Source organism: Bacillus sp. NTK074B (assembly GCF_017303375.1).
GTDB lineage: Bacteria > Bacillota > Bacilli > Bacillales > Bacillaceae_B > Rossellomorea.
The window spans coordinates 52,849-72,115 of sequence record NZ_JAFKOH010000007.1; the positions used below are offsets into that span (position 1 = coordinate 52,849).

General features: G+C 42.0%; 16 protein-coding genes, 1 pseudogene and 2 riboswitches. Of the genes and pseudogenes, 11 read left to right on the forward strand and 6 right to left on the reverse strand.

Annotated elements, in window-relative coordinates; translation table 11 throughout:
• Positions 1 to 15 precede the first annotated feature (15 nt).
• Entirely contained in the window at positions 16 to 1,617 is a 1,602-nt protein-coding gene (locus JI667_RS13050) for an ABC-F family ATP-binding cassette domain-containing protein (protein WP_206854788.1), read from the reverse strand.
• Between the two features lie 460 nt (positions 1,618 to 2,077).
• On the opposite strand from JI667_RS13050, the gene JI667_RS13055 reads away from it, so the two are divergent.
• The 3 genes from JI667_RS13055 to JI667_RS13065 all read left to right on the forward strand — a co-directional run bounded on the left by JI667_RS13055 (position 2,078) and on the right by JI667_RS13065 (position 5,203).
• Complete coding sequence (locus JI667_RS13055; RefSeq protein WP_306465463.1) at positions 2,078 to 2,260, forward strand: YkvA family protein; 183 nt, start codon at positions 2,078 to 2,080, stop codon at positions 2,258 to 2,260.
• Between the two features lie 153 nt (positions 2,261 to 2,413).
• Positions 2,414 to 2,842 carry a DUF4395 domain-containing protein gene (locus JI667_RS13060; protein ID WP_206854795.1) on the forward strand — a complete coding sequence of 143 codons (429 nt, stop codon included), beginning with the start codon at positions 2,414 to 2,416 and terminating at the stop codon, positions 2,840 to 2,842.
• A gap of 429 nt (positions 2,843 to 3,271) precedes the next feature.
• Positions 3,272 to 5,203, forward strand: a complete 1,932-nt coding sequence (locus JI667_RS13065) for an endonuclease MutS2 (protein ID WP_206854798.1) — start codon at positions 3,272 to 3,274, stop codon at positions 5,201 to 5,203.
• 72 nt (positions 5,204 to 5,275) lie between these two features.
• On the opposite strand, the gene JI667_RS13070 is transcribed toward JI667_RS13065, so the two are convergent.
• Positions 5,276 to 6,004, reverse strand: coding sequence for a ZIP family metal transporter (locus JI667_RS13070; RefSeq protein ID WP_206854801.1), 729 nt, complete (start codon positions 6,002 to 6,004; stop codon positions 5,276 to 5,278).
• Positions 6,005 to 6,142: 138 nt separating this feature from the next.
• Here JI667_RS13070 and JI667_RS13075 point away from each other — a divergent pair, with 138 nt between their 5' ends.
• Positions 6,143 to 6,658 carry a YhcN/YlaJ family sporulation lipoprotein gene (locus JI667_RS13075; protein ID WP_206854816.1) on the forward strand — a complete coding sequence of 172 codons (516 nt, stop codon included), beginning with the start codon at positions 6,143 to 6,145 and terminating at the stop codon, positions 6,656 to 6,658.
• 127 nt (positions 6,659 to 6,785) lie between these two features.
• Positions 6,786 to 8,000 carry an MFS transporter gene (locus JI667_RS13080; protein WP_206854819.1) on the forward strand — a complete coding sequence of 405 codons (1,215 nt, stop codon included), beginning with the start codon at positions 6,786 to 6,788 and terminating at the stop codon, positions 7,998 to 8,000.
• Positions 8,001 to 8,285: 285 nt separating this feature from the next.
• Here JI667_RS13080 and JI667_RS13085 read toward each other — a convergent pair whose 3' ends face one another.
• Positions 8,286 to 9,578, reverse strand: coding sequence for an NCS2 family permease (locus JI667_RS13085; RefSeq protein WP_206854822.1), 1,293 nt, complete (start codon positions 9,576 to 9,578; stop codon positions 8,286 to 8,288).
• Positions 9,579 to 9,658: 80 nt separating this feature from the next.
• Positions 9,659 to 9,759: riboswitch (purine riboswitch) on the reverse strand.
• 200 nt (positions 9,760 to 9,959) lie between these two features.
• Here JI667_RS13085 and JI667_RS13090 point away from each other — a divergent pair.
• Complete coding sequence (locus JI667_RS13090) at positions 9,960 to 10,817, forward strand: CvfB family protein (RefSeq protein ID WP_206854825.1); 858 nt, start codon at positions 9,960 to 9,962, stop codon at positions 10,815 to 10,817.
• A 48-nt stretch (positions 10,818 to 10,865) separates the two neighbouring features.
• On the opposite strand, the pseudogene JI667_RS13095 reads toward JI667_RS13090, so the two are convergent.
• Positions 10,866 to 12,089: pseudogene (locus JI667_RS13095) on the reverse strand (MFS transporter).
• Between the two features lie 225 nt (positions 12,090 to 12,314).
• Here JI667_RS13095 and JI667_RS13100 point away from each other — a divergent pair.
• Positions 12,315 to 13,370: a C45 family peptidase gene (locus JI667_RS13100; protein ID WP_206854828.1), complete on the forward strand. Its 1,056-nt coding sequence runs from the start codon at positions 12,315 to 12,317 to the stop codon at positions 13,368 to 13,370.
• A gap of 456 nt (positions 13,371 to 13,826) precedes the next feature.
• On the opposite strand, the gene JI667_RS13105 is transcribed toward JI667_RS13100, so the two are convergent.
• Both JI667_RS13105 and msrA read right to left on the reverse strand, forming a co-directional pair.
• Positions 13,827 to 13,982 carry a hypothetical protein gene (locus tag JI667_RS13105; RefSeq protein WP_206854831.1) on the reverse strand — a complete coding sequence of 52 codons (156 nt, stop codon included), beginning with the start codon at positions 13,980 to 13,982 and terminating at the stop codon, positions 13,827 to 13,829.
• Between the two features lie 55 nt (positions 13,983 to 14,037).
• The gene (gene msrA / locus JI667_RS13110) at positions 14,038 to 14,571 is read right to left on the reverse strand and encodes a peptide-methionine (S)-S-oxide reductase MsrA (RefSeq protein WP_206854846.1); all 534 of its coding nucleotides are present in this window, start codon (positions 14,569 to 14,571) and stop codon (positions 14,038 to 14,040) included.
• Positions 14,572 to 14,788: 217 nt separating this feature from the next.
• Positions 14,789 to 14,987, forward strand: a riboswitch (cobalamin riboswitch).
• Positions 14,988 to 15,116: 129 nt separating this feature from the next.
• Here msrA and JI667_RS13115 point away from each other — a divergent pair.
• From JI667_RS13115 to JI667_RS13130, 4 genes are all read left to right on the forward strand, one after another.
• On the forward strand, positions 15,117 to 16,082 hold the full coding sequence (locus tag JI667_RS13115) for an ABC transporter substrate-binding protein (RefSeq protein ID WP_206854849.1): 966 nt from the start codon (positions 15,117 to 15,119) through the stop codon (positions 16,080 to 16,082).
• Complete coding sequence (locus tag JI667_RS13120; protein ID WP_206854851.1) at positions 16,045 to 17,103, forward strand: FecCD family ABC transporter permease; 1,059 nt, start codon at positions 16,045 to 16,047, stop codon at positions 17,101 to 17,103. The genes JI667_RS13115 and JI667_RS13120 overlap by 38 nt, the downstream gene beginning before the upstream one ends.
• On the forward strand, positions 17,100 to 18,560 hold the full coding sequence (locus JI667_RS13125; protein ID WP_206854856.1) for an adenosylcobinamide amidohydrolase: 1,461 nt from the start codon (positions 17,100 to 17,102) through the stop codon (positions 18,558 to 18,560). Before JI667_RS13120 ends, JI667_RS13125 begins: the two co-directional genes overlap by 4 nt.
• A 138-nt stretch (positions 18,561 to 18,698) precedes the next feature.
• Entirely contained in the window at positions 18,699 to 19,250 is a 552-nt protein-coding gene (locus JI667_RS13130; protein ID WP_206854859.1) for a bifunctional adenosylcobinamide kinase/adenosylcobinamide-phosphate guanylyltransferase, read from the forward strand.
• The last annotated feature ends 17 nt before the right edge of the window (positions 19,251 to 19,267 follow it).

A 19,267-nucleotide genomic window follows, 5' to 3' on the forward strand; every position in this document is an offset into this window, starting at 1 on the left:
TTTTTCTTGTCAGTATTAAGCTTTCATTGCAGCTTTCATTTCCAGGAATTCATCATATGTTGTTTCTTTATCAATGACACCTTCTTCTGTGATCTCGATAATACGATTGGCGATTGTTTGAATGAATTGATGGTCATGGGATGCGAAAATCATGGCACCCTTGAAATTGATCAACCCGTTATTCAATGCGGTGATGGATTCCAAATCCAAGTGGTTCGTCGGTTCATCCAAAAGAAGAACATTTGATCCGCTCAGCATCATCTTGGATAACATACAGCGGACTTTTTCTCCACCGGATAGAACACTCGGCTTCTTCAATACTTCTTCCCCTGAGAAGAGCATGCGGCCTAAGAATCCGCGAAGGAATGTTTCACTTTCATCATCCGGTGAGTATTGACGTAACCAATCCACAAGAGAGGGTTCATTTCCTTCGAAATACTTGGAGTTTTCATTCGGGAAGTAGGCTTGGGAAGTCGTCACTCCCCATTTGAACGTGCCGCTGTCCGGTTCCATTTCACCTGAAAGGATTTTGAAAAGAGTCGTCTTGGCCATTTCATTCGCTCCGACCAGGGCGATTTTATCTTCTTTATTGAGGATGAAGGAAACATTGTTCAAGACCTTTACTCCATCAACTGTCTTTGTAAGACCTTCAACCCGCAGGACATCGTTTCCGATTTCACGTTCCGGCTTGAATTGCACATACGGATAACGACGTGAGCTTGGCTTGATGTCATCCAAGGAAATTTTCTCTAACGATTTTTTCCGTGAAGTCGCTTGTTTCGATTTAGAAGCATTCGCACTAAATCTGGCAACGAAGGCCTGAAGTTCTTTGATTTTTTCTTCTTTCTTTTTATTCTGGTCCTGAGCCATTTTCAGTGCTAATTGGCTTGACTCATACCAGAAGTCGTAGTTTCCGACATAGACTTGGATTTTTCCGAAATCAAGGTCGGCAATATGTGTACACACTTTGTTTAAGAAGTGACGGTCATGGGATACAACGATGACTGTGTTCTCAAAATTGATCAAAAAGTCCTCTAACCACTGAATCGCCTGGATGTCCAAGTGGTTGGTAGGCTCATCCAGTAAGAGAACATCGGGCTTGCCGAATAGTGCTTGTGCCAATAGTACTTTTACTTTTTCCCCACCGGTCAGTTCGGACATTTGTTTATTGTGAAGATCTTCGTTGATTCCCAAGCCTTTTAGTAGGATGGCAGCCTCTGATTCAGCTTCCCAACCGTTCAGCTCGGCGAATTCGCCTTCTAATTCTGCCGCTCTCATACCGTCTTCATCAGAGAAATCTTCTTTCATGTAGATGGCATCTTTTTCCTGCATCACTTCATATAAACGGGTATGCCCCATAATGACGACTTTCAACACTTCATATTCTTCATATTCAAAGTGATCCTGCTTCAAGACAGCAAGGCGCTCACCTGACCCCATGGACACGTGGCCGGTCTGCGATTCGATTTCTCCTGATAGAATCTTGAGAAATGTAGATTTACCAGCTCCGTTTGCTCCGATCAGTCCGTAGCAATTCCCTGGATTAAACTTTATATTCACGTCTTCGAATAATTTTCTATCCCCAAAACGTAAGCTTACATCTGAAACCTGAATCATATATGATATACCTCCTAATACTCAATCTAAAAGATTATAACACGCGAGTATGCTAAAAAGATAGAGTGTTGGCAGGAACAGTGATAAATTTACCGGGTATTTACATAAGGAAGAGTTATACCTTGGACATTCATCAGGGGGTTAGGAGAGGAGTGGGAAAACGACATCAGTATAAAAATTTATAGTGGAATGCTCTGTATGGGAGTGATTTTTGTCTCTTGGGGACCTTTCAGCAGAGCTGAAAGGCGAGGGAGACGGACGTTTCCCTCGAATGAGCCAAAAATCGATGCTGATTGACAGCAGATTCTTTCCGTGGTTTTGTGTGCTATGATAACGTTATAAAAAAACAGACAGGTGATGAGGTATGGTAAGGTTCGTGAAGCGGGTGAGGTTTCTTTTTAATGTTCGGAGGTCGATTCCTTTTTTGGTGGATTTTTTTCGGTCGGGGGATGTTCCTTTTTTGAAGAAAGGATTATCGGTGGGGTTGGTTGCATTCTATTTCTGGCTGCCCCTGGATTTGATTCCGGATGTATTTCTCTTATTGGGGATTGTCGATGATCTGGCTGTGTTTACCTTCATCCTTCAGCTCATGGTGAAGATGGCTCCTGAGGAGTTACAGAAAAGATATGAGTTAACGAAATGAGGCCGAAGAGCAGACTGTTATTAACTTATAAAGAAGAAAACCGAAAACAGCCAAAAAAATGGGCTGCCGTTTTCGGTTTTTTCTTTTGATTTTTTCAGCTGCATCCCATACACTATAATTACACTAATTCCAATCAGAAAGGTATGAATTAAAATGGGTTCAGCTACAACCAATTCAATACCAAGACCATTAGTTCAACTAAATCAATGGTTCATTGTTTCAACCGTTGCCATTTCATGGGTGGTTCAAATAGAGTATTTCTTACTGCTTCCCTTCATAGTGGGGATGTCGGCTTTATTATTTAAATACAATCCCGTTATAAAGGCAGGGAAGTTATTTTTAAAGAAAGAACCTTCCTCTTATCCACCGGAAGACGCTGACCAGCAGCAGTTCAATAATATCATTGCGGTGAGCTGCTTAGGTGCTGCAATTATTAGTGCCCTGGCGGGGTGGAGCACAGGATTCTATCTGTTCTCAGGAATGGTCTTTCTCGCTGCATCCGTCGCTCTTGCAGGATTCTGCATCGGGTGCTTCATCCGCTTTCAGTGGAAAAGGTTCCAATATAAACGGTCATTACAATAACCTATTGACAAAAGAAGGGAATCCATCGTAAACTAAAATTGAATTTAAATAGTGTATACAAAGGGAGTATGTTATATGTTAGGTGTCGTTCTTAACTAACCGTGAAATGAATACGGACATTTTGCAGGCAATGGCCTTTTAAAAAAGCTGTTGATCAAGCTTATTTAGCTATACCTTCAAAATGTAGTTAAGAACAATGGTCATAGCATACTCAACCTTTTATCAGGAGAGCTGTGTCTTTGTGCACAGCTCTTTTTGTGCGCAATTCCGCAAGTCACGTCGTCTTTTCAACCGTTTGGAGTTGAAGGATTTACCTGCTTGCGTACCGACGAGCATTAATTGATGGGGGGGGATTGTATACGAGTGAGGGAAGACCACAATGGACATTGTTCGTTGTGGTCTATTTTTGTTTATATGGAGGAAAATACAATGAATGAAAAAACGTTTCAAACACTGGAATTCAACTCAGTGAAAGAAGAACTGATGGGATTTGCCCTGACGGAAGAAGGAAAAAAGGAATTATTGAACTTACAGCCGTCCACCAATATCCGCCAGATTGACATGCGCCTGGATGAGGTGACGGAAGCCGTACGCATATTAGAGAAAAGTGCCAGTGTGCCGATTCATGCTTTAGACGGGGTAGAAAACATCATGGGGAATCTGAATAAAGGAGTGCCGCTTAGACCCGATCAGCTCACAGGCTTATATTATTTTCTGGATGCATGTAAAAAACTTAAGAAATACATGGAGGATAAACAGTGGCTCGCACCGAGGGTTTCATCATACGTTTATTCCATCGAAGACATTCCTGATATAGGAGAGGAAATCAATCGATGCATTCGAAATGGCAGAGTGGATGATTATGCGAGTAAAGAGTTATTGAGGATACGAAAGCAACTGGGAATTCAGGAGGATCGGTTAAAGGATAAAATACAATCGATCGTAAAATCGGCAAAATACAAATCTTTCCTTCAAGAATCGATCGTGAGTCAACGAAACGGCAGATATGTCATCCCGATCAAGAAAGAATTCAGGGGGAAGATGAAAGGGGCGGTCTTGGATTCTTCAGCCTCCGGTTCAACCCTTTATATCGAACCGGAGGAGTTAAGCACACAGCAGGATCAGCTTCTCACTTTTAAACTAGAAGAAGATCGTGAAGTCGAAAATGTTCTATGGACATTGACGGGAATGGTTCAAACATACGAGCCGCAATTAAAACTCGCGATCGAAACCATGGTCCATTACGATGTATTGTTTGCCAAAGCGAAATATAGCCGCTCTTATGACGGAGTGAAGGCATTTTTGAATGAAGATCATAGAATTCACTTGATCAATGCCGTTCATCCGCTGTTAGGAAAACAGGCAGTCCCACTATCCATCAAGATGGGGGAAGGATTTCATGCATTGGTCATCACAGGCCCCAATACGGGAGGGAAGACCGTCACCATCAAAACGGTTGGGCTTCTCACCCTCATGACCCAATGCGGTCTTCACATTCCCGCAGGTGAAGGCAGTGAAATCAGCTTGTACCAGCAAATCCTTCTGGATACCGGGGATGGTCAGAGTCTTCAGCAGAACTTAAGTACATTCAGTTCCCATATAAAAAATATAATTGACATTTTAAAGGATACCAACGATCGGTCCCTCGTTCTATTGGATGAGCTCGGCTCCGGTACAGATCCTTTGGAAGGAATGGGTCTCGCTACAGCCATTTTGAATCAATTATACGAAAAGGGAGCCACTATCCTTGCCACTACCCACTATAGTGAAATCAAACATTTCGCAGAAGAGCATGATGGTTTTATGAATGGCAGTATGGAATTCAACATCGACACTCTGCAGCCAACGTATAAGCTTATCGTCGGCAAAGGAGGAGAAAGTCAGGCATTTTCCATTGCCTTGCAGCTGGGCATGCATCCTGAGATCATTGAGAAAGCCCATGAAATCACCTATAGGGAGAAAAAAACATACAGCCTGGGCGAAGTCGACTACCATTTGAAAAAGGAAATGGAGAAGCAGGTCAACGTAAACAAGCACAAAAAAAGGGAGCATAAGAAAAGTCTGAAAGAAAACAGGGCCATTAAATCCTTCGTAAGAGGAGATAATGTCAAAATCTCTCCTGAAGGAGAATTTGGGATTGTATATGAAGGTCCTGACGATACAGGGGATTACACGGTACAAATCAAAGGGGAGAAGAGAACCGTGAATCATAAACGACTCAGTCTGTATGTATCTGCCAAGGAGCTGTATCCGGATGAGTATGACTTCGATATTATCTTTAACTCCAAAGAAAATCGGAAGAAGAATAAGCTCATGGGGAAACGATTTGTAGAAGGGTTGACCATCAATCACGAAGAGTAAAAAGAAAACGTACTTGAGCTCATGCTCAAGTACGTTTTTTCTTCGGATTTCATCATGCTTTCCCAAAAAAATTCAGGACAGATTGGTCAAAATAAAGGAAAGAATGATCCCTAAGGAGGAAAGGAAGCCGACAATAGGTCCACCTTCTTCATATGCTTCAGGCATCATGGTGGAAGAGACCATTGCCAGCAACCCACCTGCTCCAAAGGCCCCGATCAGATAAGAAGTGCTTTCAGGTGCATTTTCCAAAAACACATAACCAAGTAAAGAACTGAGCGAGGATAGTATGACGACACTTCCCCATAGAAATAGAATTCTCCTCGTGCTGTACTGATCGAGCTTCAACCCAATACTGCTTGATAATGATTCAGGTAAATTACTGATGAAGATAGCGATGATGAATACCCATTGCATGGATTGGCTTTCAATAAAACTTACCCCGATAATGATGGATTCAGGAATGGCATCCATTATCGTTCCTACATAGATGGCCAGACCTGAATGATTGTGAGGGTTTTTCTTGGAACGCTTCCTTTCGCTTCCACCTTTTTTAGAGATGAATATTTCGAATAATGTAAAGATAAGGGCACCTGACAGAAACATGCATGCTAAATAAAATACATTAGCTTTTCCTTCCGACTCACTCAAAAGGTCGAAGGTAGCGGAACCGATGATTAATCCTGTCCCCAAGGCCATTATAATCGCTACAACCCGCTTCGGAATATGTAGATAAAGGCCCATAAACGCCCCGATTAATAAAGAAAGGCTTGCTGCGCCTCCCCATAAAGCTGCCTGAAACATCTCGCACTCCTCCCCGATAAATCGTTCATTGTGACTTTTCCCTAATTGGATGAAGAATGAAACACGTAAATAGATCTTTGAATAAATTTAATCTGGGGTGGGGATAGTAAGGGTGAATCAAATTTAGGAGGCATTCGAATGAAAAAATATCTATTGATTTCCCTAATGGGATTGGTGTTCATGACATTGGCGGCAGGTTGTGGTACGAGCAATAACATGAACGAAGAAGGGCAGCAGATGAACAACCGGAATCTGGAGAGAGTAAACTATAAGAATGATCAGGCGAACCGTGATTATATGAATGACGGTTCGATGAGGGAAAATTATTCTCTTGCAGACAAAGAAGCGGGTAAAGTGGCAGAACTTAAAGAAGTGAAAAACGCATATGTTCTTACAACTGATCAAAATGCGTATGTAGCTGCTGTACTTGAAGATAAGAGAAATGGAAATGTATCGAAAGAATTGGAAAAGAAAATCTCAGATCAAGTGAAGAATGCAAATGGAAGTATAAATAATGTGTATGTTTCAACTAATCCGGATTTCATTGACCGGATGAGGGACTATGCCGATAAAGCGGAAAATGGAAAACCGATTGAAGGATTTGGTGAAGAAATAGCTGATATGGTTAAGCGTGTATTCCCCAATAAAGGCTAAAAGTTGAATAGTCGATCGGGAAAAAGTCGAACTTTGGTTCGGCTTTTTTTATTTGCCATAGGAAATGAAAGGGTTTTTCAGTATACTATTTAGAGGTGCGAAATAAATTCTGAAAGGGGAGGCCAGCTTGGCACAAACTCTGACAAAGCCAGCAGTAAATCCTACTATTTATGGTATTCTTTTAGCAATCAGTTCGGGCCATTTTATTAATGATACCCTTCAGGCTGTGGTGCCGGCTATGTTTCCAATCATTGAAGAATCATTGCATCTGAGTTATACGCAAATTGGCTGGATTGCATTTGCACTCAATATGACATCCTCTTTATTACAACCCGTATTTGGTTACTATGCCGATATTCGAGCGAGACCTTATTTACTACCGTTAGGGATGTTGTCGAGCTTAGCAGGATTGATAGGCTTTGCATTATCCGGTCACTTTATTTGGATTATCGTATCCGTATTGTTTATCGGATTTGGATCAGCCATTTTCCATCCAGAAGGGTCACGGGTTGCCTACTTGGCAGCGGGAAACCGCAGGGGACTGGCACAATCGATCTATCAGGTCGGAGGGAATACAGGTCAATCCCTGGCGCCATTGATTACAGCCTTTATATTCGTTCCTTTTGGACAGAAAGGAGCGTTGTGGTTCACCATCGTGGCAATCTTAGGCGTGTTAGTGTTACTTCGTGTATCTGCCTGGTATTCTGAAAGGCTTGATTCGAATGAGAGAAAGCATCAGAGACAGAAAACTGCATCAACAAAAATATCGATTCATCCAAAAGTGAAGTGGGCAATGGTATTTGTGGTATTCCTTGTATTTGCCAGATCATGGTATGGAGCCGGAATTTCAAATTATTATCAATTTTATTTGATTGAAGACTATGGTCTTTCCATTAAAGAAGCACAAGCGTACATATTTGTATTTATGTTTGCCGGGGTACTTGGAACGTTCTTAGGCGGGCCTCTAGCTGATCGTTTTGGGAAAAGAAACATCATCTTTTTTTCCATGATAGGTGCCGCACCCTTGACCCTCGCATTACCGTATTTGTCTTTAGTCATGGTTTATCCATTCATTTTTTGTATAGGGCTTATATTGTCATCAAGCTTCAGTGTCATTGTCGTGTATGCTCAGGAACTTTTGCCCAGTAAAATCGGGATGGTGTCAGGATTGACCGTTGGACTGGCTTTTGGAATGGGGGCAGTTGGAGCCGTCCTGTTTGGAGGTCTTGCTGATCTATTTACCATTCGGTTTGTGATGGTTCTATGCAGCTTCCTTCCCCTCTTCGGAATGATGACATTTTTTCTTCCATCAGACGAAACCGTTCGAAGCTTTCATAAGTAAATATAAAGAAGAGGCTGGGACAAAAGGGTTTCAGCTAAAGAAAAATCCGAACGAGTAAGCGTTTTATTCCAATCACTCGTTCGGATTTTTAATTTTTAATGCTAGAGCTTAATCCATGTATTAAGCTCTAGCTGTTAATTGGAGTGCAAGAGGAAGACTTCCGCCCGGGGAAAGCGAAGTCTTTCACGGAAATCATCAGCGGTGTAACACGTGATCTAAATGTTCGTCTTCAGAGTGAATAGATTTAGTTATGTCCCGGCCTCTTTTTTTGCATGAGATTGATTGTTAAGAAAATGCAAAGTAAAGAATGAATAATCCGCAAAGGATATACATGATGGGATGAACTTCTTTCCATTTCTTCAATGAAATCATGGCAAATGGATAGAGAATGAATCCTAAGGCAATCCCAGTTGCAACACTAAAAGTTAACGGCATCATAATGATGGTAACGAAGGACGGGATGACAACCTCAAGTCGATTCCAATTGATATGCCTTACTTCGGTGGCCATTAAAGCCCCGACAATAATGAGTGCCGGTGCCGTAACCTCAGGTGTTATAACAGATAAAACAGGTGAGAAGAACAATGCAATCGTGAAACAAATGGCAATTACGACCGAAGTGAACCCCGTTCGACCTCCTACCGCTACGCCTGCAGAAGATTCCACAAAAGAGGCAGTCGTTGAGGTACCGAAAATTGCACCTGCCACACCTGAAGCAGAGTCAGCGAGAAGGGCTCTGCCTGCATTCGGGATTTGATTATTCTTCATAATTCCTGCCTGGCTGGCAACGGCTATCAATGCTCCTGCTGTATCAAAGAAAGCGACAAATAGGAAAGTGAAGATAACGGCCAAAATCTCAAAGGTAAAAATATCGCCCAAGTGCGTAAATACAACACCGAATGTAGGTTCCAGACTAGGGACCTTCCCGATAACAGAGTGGGGCACGTCAATTTTTCCCACGATCATACCGATGACGGTGGTAGCAACCATCCCGTAGAATATGCCGCCTTTAATCCCTTTGACTAACATCATCAACGTAATGATGAATCCGAATACGGCAAGCAATGTGGCGGGAGAAGAAAGATCCCCGATTGAAACAAATGTTTCAGGATTGGAGACAACGAGCCCTGCGTTCTTAAATCCAATGAAGGCAACGAAGAATCCTATTCCTCCTGCAATGGCGAATTTTAAATCCTTTGGGATGACGTTGATGATTTTCTCCCGGATTTTCATTACGCTTAAGATCATGAATATAATTCCGGCAATGAAGACCCCGGTTAGTGCTATTTCCCAAGGGACCCCCATACCGATGCATACTGAAAAGGTAAAGAAGGAGTTCAGACCCATACTTGGGGCTATGCCTATTGGGAAATTAGCAAGAATCCCGATTAGAAGGGAACCTACTATCGCAGATAGGGCAGTAGCCGTGAATAAGGCACCTTTATCCATTCCTGCCTGACTTAGAATGATGGGATTAACGACAAGAATGTAGGCCATGGAAAGAAAGGTCGTCACTCCTGCCAATGTTTCTGTTCTATAAGTTGTCCCTCTTTCAGCGAATTGAAAGAATCTTTTCATGAATAACCCTCCTGGTAGATAAAATAAAAAAACTCTGGTGAAAATCAACCAGAGTGTCCTCTACAGGATAAAATAATTCCATTGGCATTACTTTATCTTGTAGACAAGCCATTTAAGGTAGCTGGTAGAAACGTTCAAGCCATATTCTTGAACTTATACAAGGTCTATTTGTTTGTTATAATTGAATTAGAAGAATCATAACAACTCACTATTGACAGGTCAATGGAACCAGTAAAAGTTCATGTATTCATTATTTTCTAAATTGATGATTTATTGTAAAAAACCTTATCCGCACTATACAACGCAAGTGAAAAAAGCTATATTTAGTGAATACAAACGTAGAGAAATTAAAAGTTTACTCATATAGGAGGAAAGAATATAATGTCTTCTTTAAAACCAGGTACGGTAGTGGATTTATTCGTTGATCATGAAGTACCATATGGTTTCTTTTTAACGAATGATGAGGATCGTGTATTGCTGCATCACTCTGAAATAACGGAAGAAATTCAAGAAGGAGATACAGTGAAAGTATTTCTGTATCATGACAAGGACGTTCGTCTGACAGCAACTATGCGTATCCCTAAAGTACAGGTCGGTGCATACGGTTGGGCAGAAGTTGTGGACAAACGGGAAGATTTAGGTGTCTTTGTTAATATTGGGCTTCCTAAGGATATTCTGGTCTCATCGGATGACCTTCCGGGGTTTTTGGAGCTTTGGCCAAATCCCGGTGACCAGTTGTTTCTGACCTTGAATCGGGATAAGCAAGACCGTCTATACGGACGATTGGCAACTGAAAATATCATCGAACAGGTGTCCAGAAGAGCTTCCACTGACATGATGAATGCGAAAGTGCAGGGGCGAGTGTATCGACTTCTCAGAGTCGGAACTTTCTTCCTATCTGATCAAGGGTATCGATGCTTCGTTCACATGAATGAACGAAAGCAAGAGCCAAGACTCGGGGAACTTGTTGAAGGGAGAGTCATCGACGTGAAGGATGACGGGAATGTAAATGTTTCATTCCTACCTTTAAAGCAGGATAAAATGCAGGATGATGCGGAAGTCATTCTTGAATATTTGGAAGAGCGCAATGGTGCCATTCCTTTTTGGGATAAAAGTCAGCCGGACGAAATCAAAGACCGTTTCAATATGAGTAAGGCGTCCTTTAAACGCGCCCTGGGTAAACTGATGAAAGAAGATCAGGTGTATCAGGAGGAAGGCTGGACGTACTTAAAGAAATAATTCAATACAAAAGAGTGCTGACGCATTGTCAGCACTCTTTGTTTACATTTAGAGAGGAAGGTCTTTTTCGACTTTTCGTACTTCCTTTTTTGCTCTAACCGGTGTAATTGGTAACAGGGTTCCCAACAATGCAATGAAGGAGCATCCTATAAGTAAAGAGGAATATCCTTTCAAAGCAATGGTGGATAATAACCCGAACACGACAAGATCCAAGCATGAATCCACTATGGAGAGCAATGAAATCGTCGTGGCCCTGATCCCTGAAGGAATCAAATCATTACTTAATTGAGAGTATATGGGATAGCGGATAGCCCTCACAAGTCTTAACAGAAAGAATGAGCCTAAAACGATCCATAACGAGGAACCGAACAAACCTGAAAGAAGTAATCCGACTACGGCCGTAAATCCTGATAGGTTCATCAGCAATACCCTGGAAAAACGTGCTGTCATCCACCCGATTGAATTCGAAGCGATATAGCCAAGGATGGCTGAAACGGCATAAAAGACCCCAATCAGGTATACCGGAATCCCTGCATCCTTCAGAAGCGGCTGATCAAAGTATTGATAAACGGCACCGGCCGGGATGAACACCAATGTGACATTCAGAAACATCAGCAATAACTGTGGCGCTTGCCGTATGACTTTGATACCACTCTTAATTTGCGAGAATGGATTTTCTTTCTGGAACGAATCAGCAACAGGCTGTTTGACACCCAGAATCAGGAATAATTCTATCAGATGAAAGACCAGGCCCAGAATAATGAGCAGGGTGAATTGATCATCAGCTAAATCCTTTGCTAAATATGAGCCGACCAAAACGGCAATCAGCATACTAATGAACGAAGCAGACTGGACTTTTCCCATCGCCTGATCCATGCGATTTTATTCATTTGACTCCTTGAGTGAATCATAGATTAATGCCTCATCTGCCCCTGAGAAAAAGGTCACACTGAACCCATTGATGAAGCTGTACAGGAAAAACATCCAAGGTTCGTATGCAAACAAAAGAAGAACGATGCTAATGAACTTAAGCAGGGAACCGAGTAAAAAAGAATATTTTGCCCCGAAGCGGTCTGCAAATATTCCAGTGGGAACCTCTCCGAGTAATACGGCCCCGCTCCAAAACATCAGAACGATCAATATTTCGGAGGAGGTCAACCCTCTTTCAAAATAGAATAATGTTAATACGGGTTGAAGAAAACTGATTGTACCAAAAAAAGAAATCCAAAATAGCATCCTAATATTATGGGATGCGAGCGTTTGTTTCATCATAAAATGTCTCCTGCTTCCTGAAATTTTTTATACTCTGGAAGAAGGAGCGCCGTCTTTTATTACAAACTCAGAACGTTCACTCCTTCTTGAATTAGTGAAAGTGTTAGCGTTTTTTGCATGATATTTCCTCCTACAGTTTAATGAGATAAGTGTAGCATAACAGGGGGAAGGGGAGAAGATATTTATTCGACATTATAGTCAAGATGCAGAAAGGGATATGGATGGATGAAAAAAGTTGTATTAGATGTACTGCAGTCTAGAGGGACTTATTATGAAGTCGGCCTTCAATTCGGACGAGAACTTCGGAAATCAGCCCTCTACACCCATCATCTGAAGCGCCGAAGGAAGTCACTGCGGAACTACAATGTGGATATTATGGAAGTGAAGAGATTATTTCTTCAGTTTGCACCCGGCTTGTGGGATGAATTAAAGGGTTTGTCTGAAGGATTACAATGGTCCATGAAGGAAACCGTACATGAATATTCAGGCTTTCAGCAGGAGTGGCTAGAATCCGGTTGTTCATCTTTGGCGAAAGATGGTGTTTATGTTAGGAATTATGACTATCATCCGAAAACATATGAGGGTAGGCTTCTACTCGTGAATCCTTCAGGAGGATATGCTTCTGTTGGTTTCTCCGGAAGAGGGATCGGACGGATTGATGGGATGAATGAAAAAGGATTGGCAGTAGGCTTTCATTTTGTAAACCGCTTAAAACCTGGAGAAGGCTTCATTTGTACGACAATCGCCCGGATCATCCTTGATACCTGTAAGGATTCTGACGAGGCCATTGATGTTTTGCGCAGGCTCCCTCACCGCCATAGTTTTAACTACTCTTTGTATGATCGAAATGGAAAGGCAGCTGTGGTGGAGGCATCTCCGAGAGGCATTGGGGTATATCATTCATCAACTCTTGGTTGTACCAACCATTTTCAAATGAATCATATGAAAATGGATAATCGGCACTATTTAAACGATTCTCTGAAAAGGCTGAGTGTACTTCAATCCAGTCATAAAGAGAGATTGACCATGGAAAGGGCACTTGCATTATTTAATGATGGTGATAGCCCGATTTTCAAGAAGGCGTATGATTCTTGGGCGGGGACTATTCACACATGTGTATTTCATTGCGAAACATTGCAATGCTTAATCGGATTCGGTGAGAGTGCAAAAGGAGTGAAGATAGACTTTCAGAACTGGATGGAGGGAGTGGATCTCCCCATTCGGAGGATAACGGGACATTTCGACACTAACGTTCAATTCTTATTTATGAGCGAGGGATAGGAGTAAAAGGAAGAGAACCGAGCAAATCAAGGGATTAACGGCTTAACTAAGTGGAGGATTTCCCCGGTTCTTACCTTTAAAGTGTACATCGCTGTATAAATTTATGTACAACTTGTATCATTCTTTAAAGTGTGATGTCTTGGATGATTGAGGGGTTTCTTTTTCTTAGGTCAAACGAATGTTCATCTAAAGGATGCTTCTCGTTGGATAAGTAGGAGAAGGGGTGTACTCTTTAAAAAGGGATATACGTTCAAGCCGAATGACCTGTAATGTCTTTATGGGTCTAATGAAGGATCCGTTTATGCAAAGGGTAACGAACGGAAGCTGGATGGATGGTCAACCCACTGTGCGGTAGAGTCCGGCTGAATCGATCAATGATGATCAGGGGAAAGGGGCTCAGTGTATTGGATGAAACATGTTGGGTAAGGGCAGAATCTTGGCAGCCCTTACCCTTTTCTATTTTCGTTCAGATGAATGATTATCCACCGTGTCCGAGTTGTTTACATTGGCTTCATCTTCGTCGGGGTAGGGATCAAAGAAATTAACGACTTTACCAGGTCCAGCGAATCCGGTAACCTGTTCTTGATCACGTTTACTCTTTTCTTTATCCATATGATAAACTCCTTTCTACCCATTAGTTTGGTGAAAGGAGTTTATTTTCATGCCTTTAATTGTTTTTCCAATGATCTTCAATGAAATCATCGCGGCCTGACTTTTCGCGGTCCTGTTTATATTCATCCGGATTCTTTTTATAGAATTTTTGATGGTAATCTTCTGCCGGGTAAAACGTAGATGCAGGAAGAATCTTAGTGACGATCGGTTTCTTGAATCGCCCGCTGTCTTCTATTGTTTTCTTTGTCTTTTCCGCCGATTGTTTTTGACTTTCATTGTGATAGAAAATTGCTGTGCGGTACTGGTCACCACGATCGTGGAACTGACCTCCGTCATCCGTAGGGTCAATTTGCGGCCAGTATAGTTCTAACAGCTTTTCGTAAGGGAAGAGGTCCGGATCAAAAGTGATTTGGACGACTTCATAATGACCGGTGTTACCGGCTTTGATATCTTCATAAGAGGGGTCTTCCCCATGGCCTCCCGAATATCCTGAAATCACGTCTATAATCCCAGGCAGCTCATCAAAGGGCTTTACCATGCACCAAAAACATCCTCCTGCAAAGGTGGCGGTTTCTCTCTTACCATTCATACTAGCAAACCTCCTGTACGATATGTACTCCTCTAAAGCAGTAAAGTAATTGCTTGAACAGATTCTACCACGAAAGAATCACAGCCACAATGGATTAAACTTAGGACTTACAAGAAAAAAGTTAAATCTGCAAATTTTCTACAAATCTCTACAATTTTATGAAATATCATTTCCCATCGGTCATAATTTGTGTATAATTCTTTTGAACGGAACAATTACATATGGTAAGAATTCAGGTGAAGCGGAAGGCAAGATTCTTCTTAGCTTCTTAATAGGGAAGTTGGTGTAATTCCAACGCGGTCCCGCCACTGTGAATGGTAGTTAGCTGAAAGTATGCCACTGTGCAATCGTGCATGGGAAGGTATCAGCCAACAATGACCATGAGCCAGGAGACCTGCCTGATTTTTTTCGCACCAATTCTACGCGGATAGAGAGGTGTAACGTGCATGGTTTTATACCCTATAGATGCATCTTACACAACATCTCTGGTCCACTGGAGATGTTTTTTTCTGTCTACAATCTATACTCACAGGGGGAATAAGGAAATGAAACACACATTTAAGGTACTACTCTCTTTATTTTTGGCCATTGGATTCCTTTCAGCATGCGGAACCAATGATGATGATCAATCAAAGAAGAATGAAAATGCAGAGGTAAACGGGGATTCAACCGGATTTCCAATGACTTTAAATGACGCATTGGATCATAAAGTTACACTTGAAGAACAACCTAAGCATATCGTTTCACTCATTCCAAGTAATACCGAAATTTTATTCGAATTGGGATTAAACAAGGAAATCGTCGGTGTTTCCGATTTTGATAATTATCCGAAAGAAGCCGAGGATAAAGAGAAGATCGGTGGAATGGAATTTAACGTCGAGAAAATTGTCAGCTTAGAACCCGATTTGGTCCTTGCTCATGAATCCACTGCCAAATCAGCGGAAGAAGGATTGAATCAGCTGAAAGATGCTGGGATCAATGTATTCATCGTAGAGGATGCTAAAAGTTTTGAAGAAGTGTACAGCACCATTAATGATATCGGTGTTCTTGTAGGGAAAAAAGAGAAGGCAGATTCAATTGTTTCTGAAATGAAATCAGATTTAAAAGCAATTGAGGAAAAGGCAAATGAAATATCAGCTAAGAAACGGGTGTATGTTGAAGTTTCACCTTCACCTGACATTTATTCAACAGGAAAGAACACCTTCATCGATCAAATGCTTTCAATGGTTCATGCGGAAAATGTCATGAGCGAACAAGAAGGCTGGGTGCAGGTTAATCAGGAGTCCGTCATATCTTCGAATCCAGACGTGATCATCACAACGTATGGTTATTACAGTGAAAACCCGAAAGAACAAGTAATGAAGAGAGATGGATGGAAAGATGTAAATGCCGTAAAGAATGGGGATGTTTACGATGTTCATTCAGATTTAGTCACGCGTACGGGTCCAAGATTGGTTGAAGGAGTCGAGGAAATTGCAAAGTCGATCTATCCAGAGGTATTTGCAGAGTAGAATAGGGATTACTTACGGATTGGCAGTGCTATTTTTAGTTACGGCGGTTCTTGCAGCCATTTCAATTGGAACAATATCAATCCCGCCTATGGATATCGTTACGATCATCGGTTCCAAGTGGTTCGGAATTCATTTGCCTGAAACGGTCGATCCCATGTTTACGAACATCGTGTATACAATCCGTTTACCCAGAGTATTATTAGCTTTACTGGTTGGGAGCTCATTAGCCGTTGCAGGGGCTTCTTTTCAAGGGTTGTTGCGCAACCCGTTGGCTGATCCATATACTTTGGGGGTATCATCAGGGGCATCTGTGGGTGCAGTCATCACTCTATTTTTTCATTGGAGTATTCCGTTCATTGGGAAGTTTACGCTTCCCTTTTTCAGCATTATTTGCTCCATCATCACCGTATTTCTAGTATTATGGTTTGCACAAAAGGTTGAGAGGACGATGAAGGTTGAAACCATTATATTGACTGGGATCATCTTCAGCTCTTTTTTAGGCTCTTTCATTTCCCTGATGATCGCACTTACAGGAGAGGAGCTGAGGCAAATTATCGGCTGGCTGCTTGGGAGCGTTTCAATGAGAGGATGGGATTATATCACCATCATCTTTCCTTTCTTTCTTATAGGGACAGGGGTGCTCATCCTGAACAGCAAAGAATTGAATGGAATGAGCTTCGGTGAAGAACAAGCCCGCCATATAGGCATATCCGTATATAAGAGAAAGCTTATTATACTCATAGCAGGGAGTATCCTAACGGGCTCTGCCGTCGCTGTCTCGGGAACGATTGGGTTTGTCGGTCTTGTCATCCCTCATTTTCTAAGAAGAATCGTCGGACATGATCATAAGCATCTCCTTCCTTTATCAATCATTACAGGAGGAGGATTTCTCGTTCTCGCTGATTTGCTCTCAAGAACCATCATCGCTCCGACTGAACTTCCAATCGGAGTGATTACTGCCCTGATCGGTGCACCGATGTTTGCATATATTCTCTTAAAGAAAAGGGGTATTTCATCATGATTGTCGTTAACAGCGTCTCAGTAGGGTATAACCATCATAAGATCGTTGAAGACATGAATTTTCACGTGAATCAAGGAGAATTCTTTGGCATTCTCGGACCAAATGGCAGTGGAAAGACGACTCTTTTAAAAGCGCTTACGGGGCTTCTTCCTTTAATGGATGGAACGATTGAATTGAAAGGAAAGCCTCTTACACAATTTTCTTCGAAGGAATTAGCTAAGCATGTAGCTGTTCTGCCTCAGATATCGACTGAAACTTTTTCTTATGAAGTGAAGGAGACGGTCATGCTTGGTCGATATGCCCATCAAAAAGGCTTTTTGAAAGGTGCAACCGAGAGGGACTTTGAAATTGTTGACAAAGTGATGGATCAAACGGGAATATTGTCTTTTCAAGATCGCTACCTCCATGAACTGTCCGGTGGGGAACGTCAACGGGTGTTCCTTGCTCAGGCACTTGCACAGGAACCCCAAATCCTCTTGCTGGATGAACCTACCAATCATTTGGATTTGTCCTACCAGAAATCACTATTGGATTTAATCAAAGCACAGACAGTCGAAGAAAGATTAACGGTCGTATCCATTTTTCATGATTTGAATTTAGCAAGCCTTTATTGTGATCGCTTACTTCTCTTAGATCATGGAAGAACAAAACTTCTTCATCATCCGGAAGAGGTTTTGAAAGAAGAGCATATTGAAGAGGTATATCATACAAAGGTACAAAAGCAGGCACATCCCTTGGTCGCCAAGCCACAGATGGTGATAGTTCCTGAAGGGAATGAAAGTGAGAACCTCATCCTGGATGACCGCTACATTATCTTGGGTGAAGAATGCATCCATTTCTCTGCACCATATCCGTTAAAATGTATGTCATCTGGAATCATAGGGGCAGGAATCGGATGGTACACCCATTTTATCAATAGGAGAGTGCCAGGGGATTATGATTGTTCGGATTACCGGGGAGATATGAGGAAGTATCTTGTTCAAAAGAATTTGGACCCAACCTTAACCGTGGGGATGATGACGGCTCTGGATTTGACTAATATGGTGTGCGATCGTTTTGTGACCGAAGGAAAATCAGTTTTCGTCGTTGTGACCGCAGGAGTTGGAAATGCCATGGACGTATCGACAAGTTACCAATATGAAATGGATACAAAGCCCGGTACGATCAATACATGGGTATTCATTAATGGGAATTTATCTGACGAAGCGTATATAGAAGCCCTCGTCACATCCACCGAGGCAAAGGTGAGAGCTTTGCATGATATGAATGTAAGGGACAGAAGAACAGGTAATCTGGCGACAGGAACACCTACAGACAGTATATTGATTGCCTCCAGCCAAAAAGGGGACCATGAGCCATTTGCAGGCCCGATTACTTCAATAGGTAAATTAATCGGCAGAGGAGTCTATGAAGTCACAAAAAAAGCCATCGCACGCTACATGGATAAAAAAGAGTAAGATATGCGGTCTATCTAATAAGAGGCACAACTCACGCCCAGGGGAAAGCGAGCACTTTTCGCTGTAATCAACTATTACTCGCTTCAACCAAAAGTATTGATGTATACGAAAACAGCCTTCAGAAAAAGGCGGGACATGATGGGGAAATTAATATTTATTACCGGTGGGGTCAGAAGCGGCAAAAGTTCTTATGCTGAAAGACTTGCAGCTGAACTACGGGACTCAAAGGAAGCATTGGTTTATCTGGCGTGTGGAGTGAATACCGATCATGAAATGGAACGACGGATTCTGAAACATCAATTAGATCGGGAAGCCACTACAGAAGACTGGATCACAATTGAATGCCCCAGGGCGATCGGTGGCACCATTGACTACCTGCCACAAAATGCGATTGTTCTGTTGGATTGCCTCACGACTCTTCTCACAAATGAGATGTTCGTAATAGAAAAGGTGAACTCAAGTGCAGTGGAGAAGGAGATCTATCAATCTATCATTGGGATCAGGGATAAAGCACAAGTGTTGCTCGTCGTTAGTAATGAATTGTTTTACGACATTCCATTGACCTCAGATATAGTTCAATTTCAAAAAACGCTTGGATCATTACATAGAAGAATGGTTGAGGAATCCTCTACTGCCATTGACATGTCGGTGGGGATTCCGGTTGTAAAGAAGGGAATTCCGATATCATGATTCTATTGAAAAGTTTC

Bases quoted from the DNA above. Each gene is read 5' to 3' on its own strand.
- JI667_RS13090 (WP_206854825.1), top strand. From the start codon at position 9,960: ATGTCTTCTTTAAAACCAGGTACGGTAGTGGATTTATTCGTTGATCAT.
- msrA (WP_206854846.1), bottom strand. From the start codon at position 14,571: ATGAATGGTAAGAGAGAAACCGCCACCTTTGCAGGAGGATGTTTTTGG.
- JI667_RS13060 (WP_206854795.1), top strand. From the start codon at position 2,414: ATGGGTTCAGCTACAACCAATTCAATACCAAGACCATTAGTTCAACTA.
- JI667_RS13065 (WP_206854798.1), top strand. From the start codon at position 3,272: ATGAATGAAAAAACGTTTCAAACACTGGAATTCAACTCAGTGAAAGAA.
- JI667_RS13100 (WP_206854828.1), top strand. From the start codon at position 12,315: ATGAAAAAAGTTGTATTAGATGTACTGCAGTCTAGAGGGACTTATTAT.
- JI667_RS13085 (WP_206854822.1), bottom strand. From the start codon at position 9,578: ATGAAAAGATTCTTTCAATTCGCTGAAAGAGGGACAACTTATAGAACA.
- JI667_RS13105 (WP_206854831.1), bottom strand. From the start codon at position 13,982: ATGGATAAAGAAAAGAGTAAACGTGATCAAGAACAGGTTACCGGATTC.
- JI667_RS13125 (WP_206854856.1), top strand. From the start codon at position 17,100: ATGATTGTCGTTAACAGCGTCTCAGTAGGGTATAACCATCATAAGATC.
- JI667_RS13050 (WP_206854788.1), bottom strand. From the start codon at position 1,617: ATGATTCAGGTTTCAGATGTAAGCTTACGTTTTGGGGATAGAAAATTA.
- JI667_RS13070 (WP_206854801.1), bottom strand. From the start codon at position 6,004: ATGTTTCAGGCAGCTTTATGGGGAGGCGCAGCAAGCCTTTCTTTATTA.
- JI667_RS13075 (WP_206854816.1), top strand. From the start codon at position 6,143: ATGAAAAAATATCTATTGATTTCCCTAATGGGATTGGTGTTCATGACA.
- JI667_RS13115 (WP_206854849.1), top strand. From the start codon at position 15,117: ATGAAACACACATTTAAGGTACTACTCTCTTTATTTTTGGCCATTGGA.
- JI667_RS13130 (WP_206854859.1), top strand. From the start codon at position 18,699: ATGGGGAAATTAATATTTATTACCGGTGGGGTCAGAAGCGGCAAAAGT.